This window comes from Thiohalocapsa sp. (genome assembly GCF_019695415.1).
Classification (GTDB): Bacteria; Pseudomonadota; Gammaproteobacteria; order Chromatiales; family Chromatiaceae; genus Thiohalocapsa.
Map to the genome: position 1 here is coordinate 1 of NZ_JAIFKJ010000002.1, position 2169 is coordinate 2169.

Consider the following 2169-nt stretch of genomic DNA (forward strand, 5'->3'; position numbering starts at 1 on the left):
TGTGGGGTGCACCACACCGCGCGCACCGCGTAGTGTCCGGCCCACCGAAGCCGCGGTACGAATCCGGTGTACATACCGGGGTCGTTGTGTCGTGACGCGATGGACCTCGGCGCTGGTGTGCTGCGGCAGAACCAGGGCGCACGAATCTGGCTGGGGAAGTCCCGGGTGCGGTCGTAGCGCGGCCGGTTGAAGAAGGTCTCGGGGTCGGCCTCCTCGACGATCTCGCCCTGATCCATGAAGATGACCCGGTCCGCGACCATGCGGGCGAAGCCCATCTCGTGGGTCACCACCAGCATCGTCATGCCCTCCTTGGCGAGCTCGACCATGACGTCGAGCACCTCCTTGATCATCTCGGGGTCGAGCGCGGAGGTGGGCTCGTCGAACAGCATGATCTTCGGGCGCATGCACAGGGCACGGGCGATCGCCACCCGCTGCTGCTGGCCGCCGGAGAGCTGCAGCGGGTATTTGTGGACCTGCTCGGGGATGCGCACCCGCTCGAGATAGGTCATCGCGATCTTCTCGGCCTCGGCCTTGGGCATCTTCTTCACCCAGATCGGCGCCAGCGTGCAGTTCTCCAGCACCGAGAGGTGCGGGAACAGGTTGAACTGCTGGAAGACCATGCCGACTTCGGCGCGGATGGCGTCGATGTTGCGCACGTCGGCGTTGAGCTCGGTACCGTCGACGATGATCTGGCCCTCCTGGTGGGCCTCCAGGTGGTTGATGCAGCGGATCAGCGTCGACTTGCCGGAGCCGGACGGCCCGCAGACGACGATGCGCTCGCCCTTGCGGACGGTGAAGTCGATGTCCTTGAGGACGTGGAAGGCCCCGAACCACTTGTTGACGCCGGTCATCTCGATGATGCGCTCGGACGAGGCGGCCGAGGCGATGTGCTGCTCGGTCGGCGCGGTCTCGGTGGCGTCCATCCAACGGCTCCTCAGCTGCGGTGGCCGGTGTCGAGCCGGCGCTCCAGGTTGATGCTGTACTGCGACATCGCGAAACAGAAGACGAAGTAGATCAGCGTCACCGCGAAAAAGGGCTCGATGAACAGGCCCAGCCAGTTGGTATCCTCGCCGATCGCCCGCGCCATGTTCAAGAGGTCGAAGAGGCCGATGATCGAGACCAGCGTGGTGTCCTTGAAGAGGCCGATGAAGGTCGAGACGATGGCGGGGATCATGACCTTGAGGGCCTGGGGCAGGACGATCAGCCGGGTGGCCTGCCAGTAGCCGAGCCCCATCGCCGCCGCCGCCTCGTACTGGCCGCGCGGGATCGCCTGCAGCCCGCCGCGCACGACCTCCGCCATGTAGGCGGCGGCGAAGCAGCAGACCGCGACGATGGCGCGCAACAGCTGGTTGACCTCGACGCCGACGGGCAGAAAGAGCGGCAGCATCGTGGTGAACATGAAGAGGATGGTGATCAGCGGCACCGAGCGGAAGAGCTCGATGAAGGTGGTGCAGGCGAGCCGGATCACCGGCAGCGAGGAGCGCCGCCCGAGCGCCAACAGCACCCCCGCCGGTAGCGAGAAGGTCATGCCGATGCCGGAGATCACCAGGGTGAGGAAGAGCCCGCCCCACTGGTGCGTGCCGACCTCGGGCAGGTACCAGAGCCAGACCAGGGCATAGGCGACGAGCCAGCCGGCCGCACCGCTGTAGGTCAACACCCTGCGCTGGTGGCGCGGATCGGCGTCCAAGGCACCGGCGCGCTTCAAGACGAGCTCGCCGAGGGTGAAGCCGGTGCGGCGCTCCACGGGCGCGGTCGCCCAGACCCAGACGAAGGCTGCGAGGCCGAGCGCGATCAGGGCCGACCAGATCAGCCCCTTGTCGCCGCCGAGGAAGAAGTAGCTGGCGAGGAACGGGTAGAGCAGGACGGCGGTGAGCCCGATCGCCACCTTCGAGCGCACCCGCTCCAGCCAGAGCGGCACGACCCAGAGGACGAGCACCAAAAAGCCGACGTTGATCCGCCAGACCTGGTCCTTCGGGTAGAGGCCGTAGATCAGATTGTCGAACCAGGCGAACACGCCCGGCCAGCACGCCCCAACCCTGACTCTTATACACCTCTAAAAAAAAAAACAAACACAACGAGAAACACAAGTGGCAAACGAAAACAGCAAGAGAAAGTAATAGTAACACGACAAGAACAACAGCACACATCACAAGAAACGACAACTCAATA

Annotated in this window: 1 protein-coding gene and 1 pseudogene; both read right to left on the reverse strand. The window is 64.8% G+C overall.

What is annotated here, in order from left to right; genetic code table 11:
* Nucleotides 1–143: 143 nt before the first annotated feature.
* Nucleotides 144–860, reverse strand: a pseudogene (locus tag I6U14_RS00015) (amino acid ABC transporter ATP-binding protein); the annotation flags it as partial.
* A gap of 74 nt (nt 861–934) precedes the next feature.
* Nucleotides 935–2014, reverse strand: a complete 1080-nt coding sequence (locus I6U14_RS00020; RefSeq protein ID WP_296895842.1) for an amino acid ABC transporter permease — start codon at nt 2012–2014, stop codon at nt 935–937.
* Between the last annotated feature and the right edge of the window lie 155 nt (nt 2015–2169).